This window comes from Enterobacter roggenkampii (genome assembly GCF_001729805.1).
GTDB lineage: Bacteria > Pseudomonadota > Gammaproteobacteria > Enterobacterales > Enterobacteriaceae > Enterobacter > Enterobacter roggenkampii.
The window spans coordinates 455,343-470,127 of sequence record NZ_CP017184.1 but is presented as its reverse complement, the minus strand read 5'-3'; the positions used below and the strand labels follow the sequence as shown (position 1 = coordinate 470,127).

Genomic DNA, 14,785 nt, shown 5'->3' with positions numbered 1-14,785 from the left:
CTTTCCTGAACCCATTCAGAGAGTTAAATCGGATATTTTTTTGTGATCTGCATCTCACTTTTACCCGTTCCTCTAAAGGGTTATAGCGTCGCTTAAAAGATGCATTTAATATGCACTTTATATTATTGATGATGAGGTAACTGCTATGGCCTTTCGCGACCAACCCCTGGGCGAGCTGGCGCTCTCCATTCCTCGCGCTTCTGCGCTGTTTCGCAAATACGATATGGACTACTGCTGCGGCGGTAAGCAAACCCTGGCACGGGCGGCCTTACGCAAAGAGCTGAACGTTGAGGTGATTGAAGCCGAGCTGGCGAAGCTGGCCGAGCAGCCCGTCGACAAAGACTGGCGAACCGCTCCGCTCGCAGAAATCATCGACCACATCATCGTGCGTTACCATGACCGTCACCGTGAACAGCTGCCGGAGTTGATCCTGCAGGCGACCAAAGTCGAGCGCGTGCATGCCGACAAACCTTCCGTTCCGCGCGGTCTGGCGAAATACCTGACCCTGCTGCACGAAGAGCTTTCCAGCCACATGATGAAAGAAGAGCAGATCCTCTTCCCGATGATTAAACAGGGAATGGGAAGCCAGGCGATGGGGCCCATCAGCGTGATGGAAAGCGAGCATGATGACGCGGGCGAACTGCTGGAAGTGATCAAACACACCACCCACAACGTCACGCCGCCGCCAGAAGCGTGCACAACGTGGAAAGCGATGTACAACGGCATTAACGAGATGATTGACGACCTGATGGAACACATCAGTCTTGAGAACAACGTTCTGTTCCCGCGGGCACTAGCGGGGGAATAAAAAAGCCCGGTGGCGCTAGCGCTTACCGGGCCTGCAACGTCCTCGAACGTAGGCCGGGTAAGCGTCAGCGCCACCCGGCAACATGCTTAACGCATGCCAGCCATCCGTTTCTTACCGATAAACATCCAGCCCAGCCCCAGGGCGATAAACCACAGCGGCGTGACGATCAGCGCCTGACGGGTATCATCTTCCAGCGTCAGCAGAACCAGCACGAAGACGAAGAACGCCATGCACACCCAGCACATCAGCTTGCCCAGCGGCATCTTGTAGATCGATTTTTCATGCAGGTGTGGGCGCTGTTTGCGGTACACCAGATAGGAACAGAGGATGATGGTCCAGACGAACATAAACAGGATCGCTGAGACCGTGGTAATCATGGTGAACGCGCCAATCACGCTTGGGTTTACGTAGAGCATCACCACGCCGCCCAGCAGGCACATGCAGGAGAAGGTCAGCCCTTTCGCAGGTACCGCACGCTTAGACAGCTTGGCGAACGCGCTCGGCGCCACGCCTTCCTGCGCCAGACCAAACAGCATACGGCTGGTTGAGAACACGCCGCTGTTCGCGGAAGACGCCGCTGAGGTCAGCACCACGAAGTTAATCAGGCTCGCCGCCGCAGGCAGCCCCACCAGCACGAACAGCTCAACGAACGGGCTCTTGCTTGGCACCACCGAGCTCCACGGCGTCACGGACATAATGATGATCAGCGCGAAGACGTAGAACATGATGATACGCACCGGAATGGAGTTGATGGCGCGCGGGAGAGACTTCTCCGGATCTTTGGTTTCCGCAGCGGTCGTTCCGACAAGCTCAATCCCTACAAACGCGAACACCGCAATCTGGAAGCCGGCAAAGAAGCCGCTGATACCTTTCGGGAACCAGCCTCCATCATTCCACAGATGGGTAAACGACGCCTGAACGCCGGTTGGTGACTGGAAGTAGGTGAGCACCATCACCAGGCCCACCACGATGAGCCCGACAATGGCCACGATTTTGATCATCGCGAACCAGAACTCCATCTCACCGAACATTTTAACGGTGGCGAGGTTCAGGCTCAGCAGCAGAACAATAACCGCCAGCGAGGCCACCCAGTCCGACAGCCCGGGGAACCAGAACTGCGCATAGGCGGTTATCGCCACGACGTCCGCCATACCGGTCACGACCCAGCAGAACCAGTAGGTCCAGCCGGTGAAATAGCCCGCCCATGGCCCGAGCAGGTCTGAAGCGAAGTCGCTGAAGGATTTGTATTCGAGGTTCGAGAGCAGCAGCTCACCCATTGCACGCATCACGAAGAACAGCATAAAACCGATAATCATATAAACGAATATGATTGACGGTCCGGCGAGACTGATGGTTTTGCCTGACCCCATAAACAGCCCGGTACCGATGGCACCCCCAATAGCAATGAGCTGAATATGACGGTTTGTGAGATTGCGCCGTAGCGACTGTTCAGACGACGCCTCTTCGTCGGCGACGACTTTGACCTGATCTACCATGTGATATTTTCCTGTTTATGCCTGTCTGTGTTGTTAAGGCTCTTCTGGCCTTTAAATACGTCAAAAAAATGACGTTCCCTTGTTAGGGCTAATCGATATTAGGTAAGAATCGGCGGGATGAATACTATGATTTAGATATTATGTTAATAATATGTTGAAAGTGAGTGTCATATCACTCATGCAGCGCGAAACAGCTCACAAAAATACACGCAACAGTTTCGTTTGCAAGATAAAATATTGATTCCGTCTTAACTATAGGTTTTCACGCTATTTTCCCCTCCCCAACCGGGGAGAGGAAATAAGAAAAGTCGATTACAGAATTTCCAGCAGCTCGACTTCAAAGACCAGAGTGCTGAATGGCGGGATGGACGCGCCAGCGCCGCGCTCGCCGTAAGCCAGGTTATGCGGGATAGTCAGTTCCCATTTGGAACCGACTGGCATCAGGGTCAGCGCTTCGATCCAGCCTGCGATAACGCCATTCACCGGGAACTCAGCCGGTTCGCCGCGCGCGACGGAGCTGTCGAAGACGGTACCGTCGATCAGCTTACCGGTGTAGTGTACGCGAACGTGGTCGGTACGCGCCGGGATTGCGCCATCGCCCTGATTGATCACACGGAACTGCAGACCAGACTCGGTGCTGTTCACGCCTTCACGCTCACGGTTCTCTTCCAGATATTTCACACCTTCGGCGGCCATCTCTTCAAAGCGCGCGCGACGCACGGCGTCAGCACGCTCGTGGATTTCACGCAGCGCACGGTGCACAACGTCAACCGGAACGGCAGGCTGTTTACCTTCCAGCGCGTCAGCGATACCCGCCACCAGCGCTTCAGGTAACAGACCTTCCAGGCCGGATTCGCTCAGCTGCTGTCCTACCTGCAAGCCGATACCGTAACTTGCCTGCGCTTCGATAGTGTCAAAAGTCGGGGTGGTCATGGGTTTTCCTTCCATCACATTTAAAGTAGCGGGCAGCATATCAGCCATGCCCTTATGGGTAAAACTTTGTCTGAAGTTAAGGTGACAAACCGCGACGAAACAGAAACAATAGAGAGAACCAGGATTAATCCCGAACTGATGTCACGGATGTCGGGTTTACTACGCCGTTCAGGCAGTTAGCAAACTATACTTCGGGGCACAGGATAAAAAATACGCGGAGCAGGAGGAGTGCCATGCCCGGGCGATTTGAACTGAAACCTACCCTGGCGAAAATCTGGCAGGCGCCGGACAATTTTCGCATCATGGATCCGCTGCCTCCTCTGCATCGCAGAGGGATCATCATTGGTGCGCTGATGGTGATTGTGGGCTTCCTGCTTCCTTCCGGTGGCGATGATGTTGATACTGCCCCCGTCACCCGCAATGCTCAGCTGGACCTTCAGTCGCAAACGCGACCGCAGCCTGACGCACAGCCGATGCAGACGCAGCTCGTTACCCCGTCTAACGATCCGGGTCAGGTCGCGCCGGTTGAGCCAGAGCCGATTCAGGACGAACAGCCACAGGAACAGGCCGCCGCCCCGTCTCAGCCTCAGACCCAACAGCCCACCGGCATTGAGCAACAGTGGCGTTCCTATCGCGTAGAGCCAGGTAAAACGCTGGCGCAGCTGTTCCGTGACCACAACCTGCCGCCGACAGACGTGTATGCCATGGCGAAGGTGGAAGGCGCGGGTAAACCGCTCAGTAACCTGCAGAATGGCCAGATGGTGCAAATTCGCCAGAATGCCAGCGGGGTGGTGACAGGATTAACGATTGATACCGGAAATGGACAACAGGTGCTGTTTACCCGCCAGACAGACGGCAGCTTTATCAGGGTACGTTAAGGGCGGGGTTCTGTAAAAAGCAAAACGCCGGCACAAGGCCGGCGTTTCAACGTGAGCAGAGTAAAAAATTACTCAGCTACAACGTTAACAACCAGTTTAGCGAACACTTCGCTGTGAACCTGGAAGTCAACTTCGTGCTCACCAGTGGTACGCAGAACGCCGTTCGGCAGACGAACTTCGCTCTTAGCCACTTTAACGCCTGCTGCAGAAACTGCATCAGCGATATCGCGGGTACCGATGGAACCGAACAGTTTACCTTCGTCGCCAGCTTTGGACGCGATGGTAACGGTGCCCAGTGCGTTGATTGCTTCAGCGCGAGCGTTAGCAGCCGCCAGAACGTCAGCCAGTTTGGCTTCCAGTTCAGCGCGACGTGCTTCGAAAAACTCTACGTTTTTCTTGGTAGCTGGAACAGCTTTACCCTGTGGAACCAGGAAGTTACGAGCGTAACCCGCTTTAACGTTTACCTGATCACCCAGGCTGCCCAGGTTTGCTACTTTATCAAGCAGAATAACTTGCATTACCTTATCCTCTTAAAGTCGTATTAATGGACCGTGCCCGATTACTGATGACGATCAGTGTACGGCAGCAGGGACAGGTAGCGAGCGCGTTTGATAGCGCGAGCCAGCTGACGCTGATATTTTGCACGAGTACCGGTGATACGGCTTGGGACAATCTTACCGCTTTCGGTGATGTAGTTTTTCAGCGTTGCGATATCTTTATAGTCGATCTCTTGAACGCCTTCCGCGGTGAAACGGCAGAACTTGCGACGACGGAAATAACGTGCCATATGGCTAGTCTCCAGAATCTATCAAATCAATCTGCTCGGCATGCAGAACCATTTTGCTCAGACCGTTCTTTGCCTTGTGGCAAGAGATGAACCCCTGAACGATTACTGCACTACCGACCGTTAAACTGTGAGTAATGGCCTGGTTTTCGTGTCCGCTAATAATAACGGGCATTTGGCACCACGCCTGCCGGTGAAACCCGGCTTCCTCTTGCACAGAACGATGCTCAAGCACGAACTGGCAATGCGGAATTCCTGATGGACTGACCTTTCGAAGGGGAGCCCTGCATACGATGCCGGACAACGCCAGACGGTTGGTCATCAGAAATTACTCTTCAGAATCCCCAGCATCAGAATCATCTGCGGTTTCGTTTGCGAAATCATCGCGACGCTCACGGCGCTCGTCTTTCGCTTTAACCATCGGAGATGCTTCGGTCACTGCGTTTTTGGTACGCATAACCATGCTGCGGATAACGGCATCGTTGAAGCGGAAGTTAGTTTCCAGCTCATCGATCACTTCCTGCGGCGCTTCAACGTTCATCAGAACGTAGTGTGCTTTGTGCAGTTTGTTGATCGGATAAGCCAGCTGACGGCGGCCCCAGTCTTCCAGACGGTGGATCGTGCCCGCTGCTGCAGTGATTGCACCAGTGTAGCGCTCGATCATACCCGGAACCTGTTCGCTCTGGTCAGGATGGACCATAAAAACGATTTCGTAATGACGCATCGAATTGCTCCTTACGGATTATTCAGCCTCCTGTCTGGGTCAGCCGAGGCCCGGGGAGGCAAGGAACGTGTTAAAGGTCGGCTGAAAAATTGACGCGTCATAATACTTGCGCGCCCCTGGAAACTCAAGCTGATTGCACAAATAATTCGCACAAAGCGCGAAGCGGGTCTAAGTGGGTGATTTAAAATTACTCACACCCGTAAGCGGTGTTTTTTTGAACAACTGCATCAGAAATGGTCACGCATCCCCGCCGGAGGAGTGATTACACTTTAATCAGAGATAACCGAAACAGAAGAAGGAGCATCCCCCCTCTCACAGCACGCAGTCGTGGAGCGCATATCATGAAAAAAATCGCATTAGCCATAATGGCGGCGCTTTTGCTCAGTGCAAACGCGATGGCAGCCATCAAGATAGACAGCCGACAGGCCAGAAACATGGATGATGTGCACAGCTTAGGCGTAATCTATATTAATCATAATTTCGCCACCGAAAGCGAAGCAGATCAGGCACTAAATGAAGAGACCGACGCCCAGGGCGCAACTTATTACCACGTGATGTTAATCCGTGAGCCCGGCAGCAACGGCAATATGCACGCCAGTGCAGATATTTACCGATAACGCCTTAACGCTAGCACCAGGAAAGCCAACAACGAGAACATAGCCATAGTTGACGTTGCCCCCTGCCCGGGGGCTTTTTTTGTGAATGGCTCCGGAATACCACCGGTTACAACTGTTTTTCGGTATTCCAGAGCACTTATTCACTTCTGCCCGTAATAGGCATTCGGGCCATGCTTGCGCATGAAATGCTTGTTCATCAGGTAATCATCAATGCCCTGAAGCTGTGGGTTAATGCCGCGGGCAATCCACGCCATACGTGCCACTTCCTCCATGACGACCGCATTATGGACGGCGTCGTGGGCATCTTTTCCCCAGGCGAACGGGCCGTGCTGATACACCACAATCCCCGGCGTATGCAGCGGCTCGCATTCTCCCAGCGTGTCGATAATCACCTTTCCGGTGTTGAGTTCGTACTCTCCTTCCACTTCATCCTGCGTTAATGCGCGCGTGCAGGGGATGTCGCCAAAGAAGTAGTCCGCATGTGTCGTGCCCAGCGCCGGAATCGCCAGCCCCGCCTGTGCCCAGGCGGTCGCGTGCGTGGAGTGAGTATGCACCACACCGCCAAGGGACGGATAACGCCGATACAGCGCCAGATGGGTCGCCGTGTCCGAAGAAGGACGCCATTTACCGTCAACGACGTTTCCTTCAAGATCGACCACCACCATATCGTCAGCGTTCATGGTGTCATACGCCACACCGCTCGGCTTAATCACGATCAGCCCCTGCTCGCGATCGATAGCGCTGACGTTACCCCAGGTGAAGGTGACCAGGCCATAGCGGGGCAGATCCATGTTGGCTTCAAAGACCTGCTGTTTAAGCTTAAGCATGTTCAGCCTCCAGTAATCCCGCGCGCGCCATACGCTCGCGCACCCAGTCCCGCGCCTTTGCTACTTCCGCAGCAGGGTTGTCCGACGTTTCGCTCCACATCTCAATCAGGTAAGGCCCGCAATAGCCTGTCTGCTTGAGCGTCTCGAAGCACCGTTCGAAATCCACCACCCCGGCGCCGAACGGTACGTTTTTAAACACGCCAGGACGGGTATCTTTGACGTGCACCGCCACGATATGCCCTATGCCTGCCTGCAGCTCCATCTGCACGTCGTTATCCCATGCCGACAGGTTGCCGATATCGGGATAAAGCTGGAACCACGGGTTGTTCAGATAGTGCGCGTAGCCCAGCGCCTTACTGATGGAGTTCATCAGCGGGTAATCCATGATCTCCATTGCCAGCGTGACCTGCGCACGGCTGGCCATCTCAACGCTCTCTTTCAGACCATCACGGAAACGACGGCGCGTTTCATTGTTGGCTTCCTGATAGTAAACGTCATAACCCGCCAGCTGGATCACGCGGATACCCACGTCCTGCGCAAAGCGGATGGCTTTACGCATGATCTCCAGCCCCTGCGCGCGCACGGCATCATCTTCGCTGCCGAGCGGAAAACGACGATGAGCGCTCAGGCACATGGACGGCACGCGCACGCCCGTTTCCGCGATGGCGCTTACCAGTGCCAGGCGCTGTTCGCGGCTCCAGTCGAGGCGAGCAAGACGCTCGTCCGTCTCATCCACCGACATTTCGACAAAATCGAAGCCCAGCTGTTTTGCGAGCTGTAACCGCTCCAGCCAGCACTCCCCCGCAGGGAGTGCCTTTTCATAGATGCCAAGCGGGACCTGTTTTGACAACATACCCGCTCCTTAGCCCCAAAGCTGAGCGATTGAGCGTTTGAACTGACGCGCCGCTTCCACCGGGGACGCCGCATCACGAATGCTGCGACCGGCAATAAAGACGTGAATCGGGATGCCCTTGAACAGCGGCAGATCTTCCAGCGCCAGACCGCCAGTGACGGTCACTTTGAAGCCCATATCGGCCAGACGTTTGATGGCGCTGATATCCGCCTCGCCCCACGCCACACCTGCGGCCTGCGCATCACGGCTGCGGTGATACACCACCTGCTGAATGCCTGCGTCACGCCATTCTTGCGCCTGCTCCCAGGTCCAGAAGCCGGTCAGCTCAATCTGCACGTCGCCATTAAACTCTTTTGCCACGTCCAGCGCGCCTTTGGCGGTGTTGATATCCGCACAGCAGATCACGGTGACCCAGTCGGCGTTGGCTTCGAAGCACATGCGGGAGAGGATTTTGCCTGCGTCGGCGATTTTGGCATCCGCCAGCACGATTTTATGCGGATAGAGCGCTTTCAGGTCACGAACCGCACGAACGCCTTCGCCCACGCACAGAATGGTACCCACTTCAATGATGTCCACTTCTTCCGCAATCAGGCGGGTGGTTTCGTAAGCGTGAGACAGCGTTTGGTTATCCAGCGCAACTTGCAACATGGGTAATGACATATTCAATTCCTCTTAAACGGCCGCCGCAGGGGCGTTATCAATTAAATCCAGCACGTCCTGCGCGGTGCGGCAGGCGCGTAAACGGTCAAAATTGGCTTCGTCATCAAACAGATTGACGATCTGCATGATGCCCACCTCCTGGTGGGTATTGGCATCGACAGCCGCCATAGTGATAAGGATGTCGACCGGGTCGTTATCTTCGTGGTTAAACACCAGCGGCGTTTTCAGCGTCACCAGCGCGAAGCCGGTTTTCTTGACGCCCTCTTCCGGGCGGCCATGCGGCATCGCCAGGCCTGGCGCAATCACAAAGTAAGGGCCATGCTGCGCTACGCCATCCAGAATCGCCTGGTAGTAACGAGGCTCGACAACGTCAGCCTTAACCAGCAGATCCACACTCAGCTTCACCGCTTCCTGCCAGGTACTGGCTTCGGCCTGTAAAAGGATGGAGTTATTCTCTGCCAGCGAATCACGTAGTTTCATATGGCGTCCTTACTTCACGTCTTGTGGGAAGTGTTCTTTGATCACTTCCAGCAGTTTTGGTCCGAAATCCGCAGGCGACAGCATGTTACGTACGCCCACCACATATTTATTACCCGACACACTAATTTCGCCGGCGATATGAGTAGAGGCGATGATGATGTCCGCGCCGTTCAGCTCACTTTTGTATTCACCCACTGCGCAGCTGTTCACCGTGTGGTCGATGTTGGACTGGGTTAAAAACTGGTCCACTTTCATCTTCATGATCATGGAGCTGCCTTGCCCATTACCACACACAGCCAGGATACGTACGGTCATAATCGAAACTCCTTAATGAGCAGACACTTCTGCTGTTTGTTTTTCCGCATCTTCTTCAGCTCGCAGCGAACGGCCAGCGAAGAACATATAAGCCAGAGCAATCAGGATGATGATGGCCATAAAGATCAGTCCGATGGAGGCAAAACCCTGCATCATCGGCGGTGCCAGAATTGACCAGTCCGCCATGCCCATCCAGGCGCTCATACCGGTGAGCTTGACCGCCCACACGCAGCCAAAGATTTCAACCATGCCCATTACCAGGCAGATCTTGAGCGCCGCGCGCCAGCCGCCGAAGTGGTTAGCGAATACGCCGATGGTGGCGTTGGAGAAGAACATCGGGATAAAGCCCGGAATAATCAGGATTGAGGAGCCGCAGCCGACCAGGATGCCCACCGCAATCAGCTGGCCGATGGTGCCCCACATAAAGCCCCAGACCACCGCGTTTGGCGCGAAGCTATAGATAGCGGCACAGTCGATGGCCAGTACCGCGCCAGGAATCAGGCGCTGAGAGATACCGTTGAAAGCTTCAGACAGTTCGGCGACGAACATACGCACGCCCTGAGTAATGATGAAAATAGCCACGGCGAAAGAGAAACCGGTCTGCAGGATGTAAACCGTCCAGTGGGTTTTCCCCGCCATCGCCTGCACCACATCAATACCGAAGGAGAGCAGAATGGCGCCGAAGAAGAGGGTCATCACAATCGCGGTCGACACGATGTTGTCATGGAAGATATTCAGCCAGCCAGGCAGCTTAAGGTCTTCAACACTCTCTTCTTTTTTGCCCAGGTACGGCGCAACTTTATAAGCAATCCAGGCAGCAAACTGTTGCTGGTGACCGATGGAAAAACCGCAACCGTCGGTCACTATCTGGGTTGGCTTGTACATCATGTTGGAGGTGATACCCCAGTAGAGCGATACCAGCACCGCGGTGCAGATAATCGTGGTCCACATTGGGTAACCGAAGATATAGAGAGAAACCGCAATCAGCCCCGCCTGCTGGAACATAATGTGCCCGGTGAGCATGATGGTGCGAATACCGGTAATGCGGCGCAGCAGAACATAGATAATGTTCAGCGCCAGCGCGAGCAGAACGGCGTAACCTACCCAGCTATAGGCATCGCCCATACGATCGATGGTCGCCATCATTGAGGCGTAGGTATCAGAGATAGCCCCATTAATGCCATACACTTCCGACATTTTGGCAACGACTGGCTTAAACGTGCTGGTCAGTATGCCCGACCCCGCCTGCAACAGCATGAAACCGATAATGGTTTTGATGGTGCCTTTAATAATCACGCTGACGCTTTTACGCAGCAGGATATATCCCAGGCACGTCACGATACCCAGCAACAGCGGGGCGTTGGTCATTACCTGATTAAAGAAAACGGTAAAGACGTTGTAGAGGATCTCCATAACTCTCTCCAGAAATGAGAACACGAGGGGCAATCCCTGTGCGGTTGGTGCCATCACTCTATTAATCACAAATAATCACCACAAGATTGAATTTGATTATTTGTGACGCATCACGCAATTTATTTCCCTTCAGTTAGTAATGATTTTCACTACCGCACAAATGAAATAAATTAGTCCTTATAATTCATGAAATTAATGTTTATTACGCGATAATCTAACAAGTAACAAGCAGAGAGTCTGTGACGTTGAGCAGATAAAATTCCGCATTTTCGCTATTGCAAAGCGCGTAAAATGGTGCCAGCATTAATCACAACGAATCACAATGTGATTACTTTTGATTAAAACCAGGAGTCAAAACGATGAGTAAAGTGAACACCATCACCCGTGAATCATGGATTCTGAGCACCTTTCCGGAGTGGGGTAGCTGGCTGAACGAAGAAATCGAGCAGGAACAGGTTGCTCCTGGCACGTTTGCAATGTGGTGGCTGGGCTGCACCGGGATCTGGCTGAAATCAGAAGGTGGCGCCAATATCTGCGTCGATTTCTGGTGCGGCACCGGCAAACAGAGCCACGGTAACCCGCTGATGAAAAAAGGCCACCAGATGCAGCGTATGGCCGGCGTTGAAAAACTCCAGCCGAACCTGCGTACTACACCGTTTGTGCTTGATCCTTTTGCCATTCGTCAGATCGATGCCGTACTCTCTACCCACGATCACAACGACCATATTGATGTAAACGTGGCGGCAGCGGTGATGCAAAACTGCGCGGACGATGTGCCGTTTATCGGGCCGCAGACCTGCGTGGATCTCTGGATTGGCTGGGGTGTGCCGAAAGAGCGCTGCATCGTGATGAAACCGGGCGACGTGGTGAAAATCAAAGACATTGAAATCCATGCCCTGGATGCCTTTGACCGTACCGCTCTGATTACGCTGCCGGCCGATCAAAAAGCGGCAGGTGTACTGCCAGACGGCATGGACGAGCGCGCGGTGAACTACCTGTTCAAAACGCCGGGCGGCTCCCTGTATCACAGCGGTGACTCCCACTACTCCAACTACTACGCTAAGCACGGTAACGAGCATCAGATTGACGTGGCCCTGGGCTCCTACGGCGAGAACCCGCGCGGTATTACGGATAAAATGACCAGCGCCGACATGCTGCGCATGGCGGAAGCGCTGAACACCAAAGTCGTTATTCCGTTCCACCACGATATCTGGTCAAACTTCCAGGCCGATCCGCAGGAAATTCGCGTGTTGTGGGAGATGAAAAAAGACCGCCTGAAGTACGGCTTCAAGCCATTTATCTGGCAGGTAGGCGGCAAGTTCACCTGGCCGCTGGACAAAGACAATCTTGAGTACCACTACCCGCGTGGTTTCGATGATTGCTTCACCATTGAGCCTGACCTGCCGTTTAAGTCCTTCCTCTGATTCCGAGGCCACATCGCCAGACTTGTGTCTGGCGATTTCATATTTATTTTAGTAATTTCACGCTATTTCAAATATCATCTTTTCAAATCAATTCTTATCGGAATAGCTCATGACGGAAGCGCAACGGCATCAAATTTTACTGGAACTCCTGGCGCAAACAGGGTTTATCACCGTCGAGAAAGTGATCGAACGTTTAGGGATTTCCCCTGCCACCGCGCGGCGAGACATTAACAAGCTGGATGAAAGCGGCAAGCTGAAAAAAGTTCGCAACGGTGCGGAAGCCATTAGCCAGCAGCGCCCCCGCTGGACGCCGATGAACATTCATCAGGCGCAGAATCACGATGAAAAAGTGCGGATCGCCAGAGCCGCGTCGCAGCTGGTGAATCCCGGTGAGAGCGTCGTTATCAACTGCGGCTCTACGGCGTTTTTGCTGGGCCGCGAGATGTGCGGCAAGCCGGTGCAAATCATCACGAACTACTTACCGCTCGCCAACTATCTCATCGATCAGGAGCATGAGAGCGTGGTGATCATGGGTGGTCAGTACAATAAAAGTCAGTCGATTACGCTTAGCCCACAGGACAGCGAAAACAGTCTCTACGCCGGACACTGGATGTTTACCAGCGGCAAAGGCCTGACCGCTGAAGGTTTGTATAAAACCGATATGCTGACCGCGATGGCGGAACAAAACATGCTCAACGTGGTAGGCAAACTCGTGGTGCTGGTCGACAGCAGTAAAGTCGGTGAACGCGCAGGCATGCTGTTCAGCCGCGCAGAACAGATCGACCTGGTGATCACCGGCAAAGGGGCTAACCCCGAGATCCTCCAGAAGCTGGAAGATCAGGGAGTAAAAGTGCTGCGCGTTTAAAGGTGCTGGCGGAAAAACGCTACCGTGGCGTCCAGCGCCGCTGGCGTAATGCGGTGGCGAACGCCTGATTCCCACAAACAAGTCAGATTACCGTCCAGCCCGTCCTTCTTTAACGCCTGCTGCAGGCGGAAGGTACCGTCAGGTGGCACCACATCATCCGCATCACCGTGCCACAGCAAAAGCGGGCGATCTGCGAGGCGCGGCAATGCCCGGGTTACTTCCCACTCTTCCAGCCTCGCAGTGATTTCCGCTAAATCCTGAGGGGGAAAAAGGGTCTTCGCCAGCGAGGTAAAATAACCCGAGCCCATCAGACAGGCGACCGACTTCACTTCTGGATGGTGCGTCATGATCCCCAGGGCTGTCATACCGCCCATCGACGCCCCGGCCACGGCCAGACGATGCTCGGCCACCAGCCCTGCCTCATAAAGCGCATCGCGCAATCCGGCAAACTCGGTCAGACTCCCGTGCAGTATGTGCCAGAACTGCCCAAGGCGCGCCTGCTCATTACCCATAAATCGTGCGCCGTGGTCAGGCGCATCCGGCATCACCACGCGAAAACCTGCCTGCGCCAGCGCGACCGCAAAGTAACTGTAAACCAGCTTCGATGAGGTAAACCCATGATAAAAAACCACAACAGGCAGCGGTTTATCACGTTTACCCGCTGGCATAGCGTGTAAAATTTCATGGTCGCCGAGATGGCGTATTTCAATTTCAATCATTGTCGACCCTGCACGAATGGATGATTCATAATGTTGAGAACTGGATTACGGTTTCAGGCTATTTTCATTCGAAAATTACGTCCCAGCTAACACTTCGGGAACATTCCCCCAAAACTAAATTCACAGACAACTACACTATGGCTATCAGGAAACGAGATATGGTTATGCACAGGTTTGCTGCTTTATTGCTGGTGTTTCTGCTCAGCGGCTGTAGCGCACTGCAGGGAACACCGCAACCCGCTCCCCCGGTTGCCGATCATCCGCAGGAGATTCGTCGTAATCAGACGGAAGGATTACAACGAATGGGCACCGTCTCCGCGCTGGTTCGCGGTTCGCCGGATGACGCAGAAGAGGCAATAAAGGCACAAGCCGTCGCCGCCAAAGCAGATTATTACGTCATTATTATGATCGACGAAACCATCATAACGGGGCAGTGGTATTCACAGGCCATTTTGTACCGAAAATAATGGTTTACCTTTGAACGACATTTACACTGCTTTGCGTCCATAGACATTTTCCTGTCCACAATAAACTCCATGCCAGCGACAAGGGATGGGAGTTTATTCGCGAAGGATTGCCCGGCGGATACCGGAAATATGTGAAATGGAGCTGACGATGAAACGAACTCTTGCTTTGACCTCTCTGTTGCTCTCCGCAGGCCTGGTGAGCACCACCGCGCAGTCAGCAGAATTCGCCAGTGCTGACTGTGTAACTGGCCTGAATGAAATTGGCCAGATCTCCGTGAATAATATCTCGGGGAGCCCGCAAGACGTTGAACGCGTCGTGGCATTAAAGGCCGATGAGCAGGGTGCTTCCTGGTATCGCATCATCCAGATGCAGGAAGATAACCATATCGACCACTGGCGGGTACAGGCCATTCTCTACGTGTAAACTCCCTCCTGATAAAAGCCACTTATTTTTAGTGGCTTTTCGCTTTTGCAAATTTTTTATCTTATGAAAAACCAATCAATAACAACAAAATAACATTT

The 14,785-nt window shown here is 53.7% G+C and carries 20 protein-coding genes; 7 read left to right on the top strand and 13 right to left on the bottom strand.

Annotated features, from left to right (window positions below; all coding sequences use genetic code 11):
* Nucleotides 1-145 precede the first annotated feature (145 nt).
* Nucleotides 146-808, top strand: a complete 663-nt coding sequence (gene ytfE / locus BFV67_RS02210) for an iron-sulfur cluster repair protein YtfE (RefSeq protein WP_008502890.1) — start codon at nucleotides 146-148, stop codon at nucleotides 806-808.
* An 86-nt stretch (nucleotides 809-894) separates the two neighbouring features.
* Here ytfE and cycA read toward each other — a convergent pair whose 3' ends face one another.
* Together cycA and fklB are read right to left on the bottom strand one after the other, a co-directional pair.
* Nucleotides 895-2,304 carry a D-serine/D-alanine/glycine transporter gene (gene cycA, locus BFV67_RS02205; protein ID WP_069597792.1) on the bottom strand — a complete coding sequence of 470 codons (1,410 nt, stop codon included), beginning with the start codon at nucleotides 2,302-2,304 and terminating at the stop codon, nucleotides 895-897.
* Nucleotides 2,305-2,616: 312 nt separating this feature from the next.
* Nucleotides 2,617-3,237 (bottom strand): FKBP-type peptidyl-prolyl cis-trans isomerase, encoded by a 621-nt coding sequence (gene fklB / locus BFV67_RS02200; RefSeq protein WP_008502892.1) that lies wholly within the window; start codon nucleotides 3,235-3,237, stop codon nucleotides 2,617-2,619.
* 233 nt (nucleotides 3,238-3,470) lie between these two features.
* Here fklB and BFV67_RS02195 point away from each other — a divergent pair, with 233 nt between their 5' ends.
* Nucleotides 3,471-4,115 carry an OapA family protein gene (locus BFV67_RS02195; RefSeq protein WP_008502893.1) on the top strand — a complete coding sequence of 215 codons (645 nt, stop codon included), beginning with the start codon at nucleotides 3,471-3,473 and terminating at the stop codon, nucleotides 4,113-4,115.
* Nucleotides 4,116-4,183: 68 nt separating this feature from the next.
* Here the strand turns inward: BFV67_RS02195 and rplI are convergent, their stop codons facing one another.
* Genes rplI through rpsF form a run of 4 tightly spaced genes read right to left on the bottom strand, consistent with a single transcriptional unit; the run spans nucleotide 4,184 to nucleotide 5,623 of the window.
* Nucleotides 4,184-4,633: a 50S ribosomal protein L9 gene (gene rplI / locus BFV67_RS02190; RefSeq protein WP_008502894.1), complete on the bottom strand. Its 450-nt coding sequence runs from the start codon at nucleotides 4,631-4,633 to the stop codon at nucleotides 4,184-4,186.
* Between the two features lie 41 nt (nucleotides 4,634-4,674).
* Nucleotides 4,675-4,902 (bottom strand): 30S ribosomal protein S18, encoded by a 228-nt coding sequence (gene rpsR / locus BFV67_RS02185; RefSeq protein ID WP_000135199.1) that lies wholly within the window; start codon nucleotides 4,900-4,902, stop codon nucleotides 4,675-4,677.
* Nucleotides 4,903-4,906: 4 nt separating this feature from the next.
* Nucleotides 4,907-5,221, bottom strand: coding sequence for a primosomal replication protein N (priB, locus tag BFV67_RS02180; protein WP_008502895.1), 315 nt, complete (start codon nucleotides 5,219-5,221; stop codon nucleotides 4,907-4,909).
* A 6-nt stretch (nucleotides 5,222-5,227) separates the two neighbouring features.
* Complete coding sequence (rpsF, locus tag BFV67_RS02175; protein WP_008502896.1) at nucleotides 5,228-5,623, bottom strand: 30S ribosomal protein S6; 396 nt, start codon at nucleotides 5,621-5,623, stop codon at nucleotides 5,228-5,230.
* A gap of 341 nt (nucleotides 5,624-5,964) precedes the next feature.
* Between rpsF and yjfY the strand changes: the two genes are divergently transcribed.
* Nucleotides 5,965-6,240 (top strand): DUF1471 family protein YjfY, encoded by a 276-nt coding sequence (yjfY, locus tag BFV67_RS02170; protein WP_008502898.1) that lies wholly within the window; start codon nucleotides 5,965-5,967, stop codon nucleotides 6,238-6,240.
* A 140-nt stretch (nucleotides 6,241-6,380) separates the two neighbouring features.
* On the opposite strand, the gene BFV67_RS02165 is transcribed toward yjfY, so the two are convergent.
* The 6 genes from BFV67_RS02165 to ulaA are packed head-to-tail and all read right to left on the bottom strand — an operon-like array spanning nucleotide 6,381 to nucleotide 10,788.
* Nucleotides 6,381-7,067, bottom strand: coding sequence for an L-ribulose-5-phosphate 4-epimerase (locus tag BFV67_RS02165; protein ID WP_045335503.1), 687 nt, complete (start codon nucleotides 7,065-7,067; stop codon nucleotides 6,381-6,383).
* Nucleotides 7,060-7,920 carry an L-ribulose-5-phosphate 3-epimerase gene (locus tag BFV67_RS02160; protein WP_069597791.1) on the bottom strand — a complete coding sequence of 287 codons (861 nt, stop codon included), beginning with the start codon at nucleotides 7,918-7,920 and terminating at the stop codon, nucleotides 7,060-7,062. Before BFV67_RS02160 ends, BFV67_RS02165 begins: the two co-directional genes overlap by 8 nt.
* Before the next feature lie 9 nt (nucleotides 7,921-7,929).
* Nucleotides 7,930-8,580: a 3-keto-L-gulonate-6-phosphate decarboxylase UlaD gene (ulaD, locus tag BFV67_RS02155; RefSeq protein ID WP_008502901.1), complete on the bottom strand. Its 651-nt coding sequence runs from the start codon at nucleotides 8,578-8,580 to the stop codon at nucleotides 7,930-7,932.
* A 12-nt stretch (nucleotides 8,581-8,592) separates the two neighbouring features.
* On the bottom strand, nucleotides 8,593-9,060 hold the full coding sequence (ulaC, locus tag BFV67_RS02150; protein ID WP_069597790.1) for a PTS ascorbate transporter subunit IIA: 468 nt from the start codon (nucleotides 9,058-9,060) through the stop codon (nucleotides 8,593-8,595).
* 9 nt (nucleotides 9,061-9,069) lie between these two features.
* On the bottom strand, nucleotides 9,070-9,375 hold the full coding sequence (gene ulaB / locus BFV67_RS02145; protein WP_003856022.1) for a PTS ascorbate transporter subunit IIB: 306 nt from the start codon (nucleotides 9,373-9,375) through the stop codon (nucleotides 9,070-9,072).
* A 12-nt stretch (nucleotides 9,376-9,387) separates the two neighbouring features.
* Nucleotides 9,388-10,788 (bottom strand): PTS ascorbate transporter subunit IIC, encoded by a 1,401-nt coding sequence (gene ulaA, locus BFV67_RS02140; RefSeq protein ID WP_021240705.1) that lies wholly within the window; start codon nucleotides 10,786-10,788, stop codon nucleotides 9,388-9,390.
* 359 nt (nucleotides 10,789-11,147) lie between these two features.
* Here ulaA and ulaG point away from each other — a divergent pair, with 359 nt between their 5' ends.
* Both ulaG and ulaR read left to right on the top strand, forming a co-directional pair.
* Nucleotides 11,148-12,212, top strand: a complete 1,065-nt coding sequence (gene ulaG, locus BFV67_RS02135) for an L-ascorbate 6-phosphate lactonase (protein ID WP_010427455.1) — start codon at nucleotides 11,148-11,150, stop codon at nucleotides 12,210-12,212.
* Between the two features lie 109 nt (nucleotides 12,213-12,321).
* Entirely contained in the window at nucleotides 12,322-13,077 is a 756-nt protein-coding gene (gene ulaR / locus BFV67_RS02130) for an HTH-type transcriptional regulator UlaR (protein WP_008502904.1), read from the top strand.
* On the opposite strand, the gene yjfP is transcribed toward ulaR, so the two are convergent.
* Nucleotides 13,074-13,796 (bottom strand): esterase, encoded by a 723-nt coding sequence (gene yjfP, locus BFV67_RS02125; protein ID WP_069597789.1) that lies wholly within the window; start codon nucleotides 13,794-13,796, stop codon nucleotides 13,074-13,076. The two genes, ulaR and yjfP, sit on opposite strands and share 4 nt — an antisense overlap.
* Nucleotides 13,797-13,933: 137 nt before the next feature.
* On the opposite strand from yjfP, the gene bsmA reads away from it, so the two are divergent.
* Together bsmA and yjfN are read left to right on the top strand one after the other, a co-directional pair.
* A complete protein-coding gene (bsmA, locus tag BFV67_RS02120) occupies nucleotides 13,934-14,263 on the top strand; it encodes a biofilm peroxide resistance protein BsmA (RefSeq protein ID WP_023616161.1) in 330 nt (109 codons plus the stop codon).
* 136 nt (nucleotides 14,264-14,399) lie between these two features.
* Nucleotides 14,400-14,687, top strand: a complete 288-nt coding sequence (yjfN, locus tag BFV67_RS02115; RefSeq protein WP_021240708.1) for a DUF1471 family protease activator YjfN — start codon at nucleotides 14,400-14,402, stop codon at nucleotides 14,685-14,687.
* Nucleotides 14,688-14,785 lie beyond the last annotated feature (98 nt).

Coding starts and splice junctions, on each gene's coding strand:
- ulaG (WP_010427455.1), top strand. CDS start 11,148: ATGAGTAAAGTGAACACCATCACCCGTGAATCATGGATTCTGAGCACC.
- BFV67_RS02195 (WP_008502893.1), top strand. CDS start 3,471: ATGCCCGGGCGATTTGAACTGAAACCTACCCTGGCGAAAATCTGGCAG.
- yjfP (WP_069597789.1), bottom strand. CDS start 13,796: ATGATTGAAATTGAAATACGCCATCTCGGCGACCATGAAATTTTACAC.
- ulaR (WP_008502904.1), top strand. CDS start 12,322: ATGACGGAAGCGCAACGGCATCAAATTTTACTGGAACTCCTGGCGCAA.
- ulaD (WP_008502901.1), bottom strand. CDS start 8,580: ATGTCATTACCCATGTTGCAAGTTGCGCTGGATAACCAAACGCTGTCT.
- ulaC (WP_069597790.1), bottom strand. CDS start 9,060: ATGAAACTACGTGATTCGCTGGCAGAGAATAACTCCATCCTTTTACAG.
- rpsR (WP_000135199.1), bottom strand. CDS start 4,902: ATGGCACGTTATTTCCGTCGTCGCAAGTTCTGCCGTTTCACCGCGGAA.
- BFV67_RS02165 (WP_045335503.1), bottom strand. CDS start 7,067: ATGCTTAAGCTTAAACAGCAGGTCTTTGAAGCCAACATGGATCTGCCC.
- fklB (WP_008502892.1), bottom strand. CDS start 3,237: ATGACCACCCCGACTTTTGACACTATCGAAGCGCAGGCAAGTTACGGT.
- rpsF (WP_008502896.1), bottom strand. CDS start 5,623: ATGCGTCATTACGAAATCGTTTTTATGGTCCATCCTGACCAGAGCGAA.
- ytfE (WP_008502890.1), top strand. CDS start 146: ATGGCCTTTCGCGACCAACCCCTGGGCGAGCTGGCGCTCTCCATTCCT.
- cycA (WP_069597792.1), bottom strand. CDS start 2,304: ATGGTAGATCAGGTCAAAGTCGTCGCCGACGAAGAGGCGTCGTCTGAA.
- priB (WP_008502895.1), bottom strand. CDS start 5,221: ATGACCAACCGTCTGGCGTTGTCCGGCATCGTATGCAGGGCTCCCCTT.
- ulaB (WP_003856022.1), bottom strand. CDS start 9,375: ATGACCGTACGTATCCTGGCTGTGTGTGGTAATGGGCAAGGCAGCTCC.
- rplI (WP_008502894.1), bottom strand. CDS start 4,633: ATGCAAGTTATTCTGCTTGATAAAGTAGCAAACCTGGGCAGCCTGGGT.
- yjfN (WP_021240708.1), top strand. CDS start 14,400: ATGGAGCTGACGATGAAACGAACTCTTGCTTTGACCTCTCTGTTGCTC.
- BFV67_RS02160 (WP_069597791.1), bottom strand. CDS start 7,920: ATGTTGTCAAAACAGGTCCCGCTTGGCATCTATGAAAAGGCACTCCCT.
- ulaA (WP_021240705.1), bottom strand. CDS start 10,788: ATGGAGATCCTCTACAACGTCTTTACCGTTTTCTTTAATCAGGTAATG.
- bsmA (WP_023616161.1), top strand. CDS start 13,934: ATGGCTATCAGGAAACGAGATATGGTTATGCACAGGTTTGCTGCTTTA.
- yjfY (WP_008502898.1), top strand. CDS start 5,965: ATGAAAAAAATCGCATTAGCCATAATGGCGGCGCTTTTGCTCAGTGCA.